This window comes from Succinivibrio sp. (assembly GCF_045124615.1).
Classification (GTDB): domain Bacteria; phylum Pseudomonadota; class Gammaproteobacteria; order Enterobacterales; family Succinivibrionaceae; genus Succinivibrio; species Succinivibrio faecicola.
Map to the genome: position 1 here is coordinate 1 of NZ_JBGVMC010000273.1, position 1,778 is coordinate 1,778.

A 1,778-nucleotide genomic window follows, 5' to 3' on the forward strand; every position below is an offset into this window, starting at 1 on the left:
GCTACAACATTCCAGATGGTGTGACCGTTGTTTGGATAGTTACCACCTGCAGGATCCTGTGGGTTTGGTGAACCATCATTTACGTGATCCTTTACAAAATAGTAGGTAATGGTATGAGCACCGCCTAAAGAATCATATACAGTCTGAGATGTTGCATTTGTATATGTTGATGAATCCTTGTGGTCAAAATCTGTCATACCATGCTTTAATGATTCAGCATTAGCAGGAAGATTAACTGTCATTCCCATTTTTGATGTCATCTTTGGAGCACCAGTATCTGATGGAATTTGAATTGCATGAGTTGATGTAATATCAAGATTTGTAGCATTACCACTTTTATCTACATCATATCCCTGTAGATAGTCGCCCATTGCTGTTACAATAAAGCCATCTTTATTGATCTGGAAAGCGCCGTTTCTTGTATAGCTTCTGCCACCATTTGCTGTTGCATTAGTGCCGTTTTCTGAACTTGACAGAACAAAGAAACCGTTACCGCTGATTGCCATATCAAGATTATTACCAGTATCACCTGATAATGAACCTTGTGAGAACTGCTGAGCAACATTGGTTGTTGTTGTACCCATACCAGTGTTGGTCTTTACAGATGAGAAAACTGAATTAGAATATAAGTCGGCAAATTCAGCACGTGAACGCTTAAAACCATATGAGTTGGCGTTAGAAATGTTGTTAGATGTTGTATCTAAGTATTTCTGTGAGCCGCGAATACCAGAGATAGATGTATTAAACATAGTGTTTCTCCAAATTGATAGATAGTTATAATATTTTCTCTCTTGAGCTTTTATTATTAGGGAACATCCCCTTGCCATATAACTTAAGCAAGTGTTGTGCCAAAATCATCAAAATTGCATAATATATTGAAATATATACTAAAAATATTTGGCTTTCTTAAAATCAGAGCCATATGTTATGGCAAAATTAGTGGCAAACTTTGCCACAACTTAGCAAAATAGGTGGCAAAATGAACAGAGCTTTAGTCGTTTTTTCAGGTGGTCAGGACAGTTCAACATGTCTTTACTATGCACTTAGAAAATATGATGAGGTTTATACCATAGGATTTAATTACGGTCAGAGACATGCTGTCGAGCTTGAGTTTAGACAGAAGTTTTTAAATGAGCTCAAAAGATTTGATCCTCTTGCTTTTAGTAAGTACAAGGGTGACAAGATGATTGATATGACATCATTCAAGGATCTTACTGATTCTGCCCTTACAAGAGAGGGTGAGGCTTATGTTATTGATAAGAGCAATGATCTTCCTACTAGCTTTGTTCCTGGCAGAAATCTTATCTTTTTAACTTATGCTGCAGCTTTTGCCTATACAATCAAAGCTGATACCGTAATAACAGGTGTAGGACAGGCAGATTATTCTGGCTATCCTGACTGTAGAGAGGAAACTATCAAGGCTCTTGAAAAGAGTATTAATCTTGGAATGCAGAGCAATATCAAGATTGAAACTCCTTTAATGTTCAAGTCAAAAGCCCGTACCTTTATGATGGCTCATCAGCTTGGTGGATATGATTTTGTAAGGCTGATAGTTGAGAATACACTTACCTGCTATGAAGGTGATGTATCAGAACTTCATAATTTTGGTTATGGTTGCGGAAAGTGCCCTTCATGTCTGCTAAGAAAGAAGGGCTATGAAGATTATTTAAAAGACCAGTTTTAGTTCTGAATAGATTTGATTTTAAAGCTGTTCTCGTATTTGTTGCGCTTGAAATCCTGAATGTAGTTCTTAAGCGCAACTAAAAATGCCATGATAA

Annotated in this window: 2 protein-coding genes; one reads left to right on the forward strand and one right to left on the reverse strand. The window is 36.9% G+C overall.

Annotated features, from left to right (window positions below; all coding sequences use genetic code 11):
- A partial coding sequence (locus ACJML3_RS07145) for a flagellar hook-basal body complex protein (protein WP_406021901.1) occupies positions 1 to 749 on the reverse strand: 749 nt, incomplete at its 3' end.
- A gap of 230 nt (positions 750 to 979) precedes the next feature.
- Here ACJML3_RS07145 and queC point away from each other — a divergent pair.
- The gene (gene queC / locus ACJML3_RS07150; protein ID WP_406021903.1) at positions 980 to 1,684 is read left to right on the forward strand and encodes a 7-cyano-7-deazaguanine synthase QueC; all 705 of its coding nucleotides are present in this window, start codon (positions 980 to 982) and stop codon (positions 1,682 to 1,684) included.
- Positions 1,685 to 1,778 lie beyond the last annotated feature (94 nt).

Bases quoted from the DNA above. Each gene is read 5' to 3' on its own strand.
- queC (WP_406021903.1), top strand. From the start codon at position 980: ATGAACAGAGCTTTAGTCGTTTTTTCAGGTGGTCAGGACAGTTCAACA.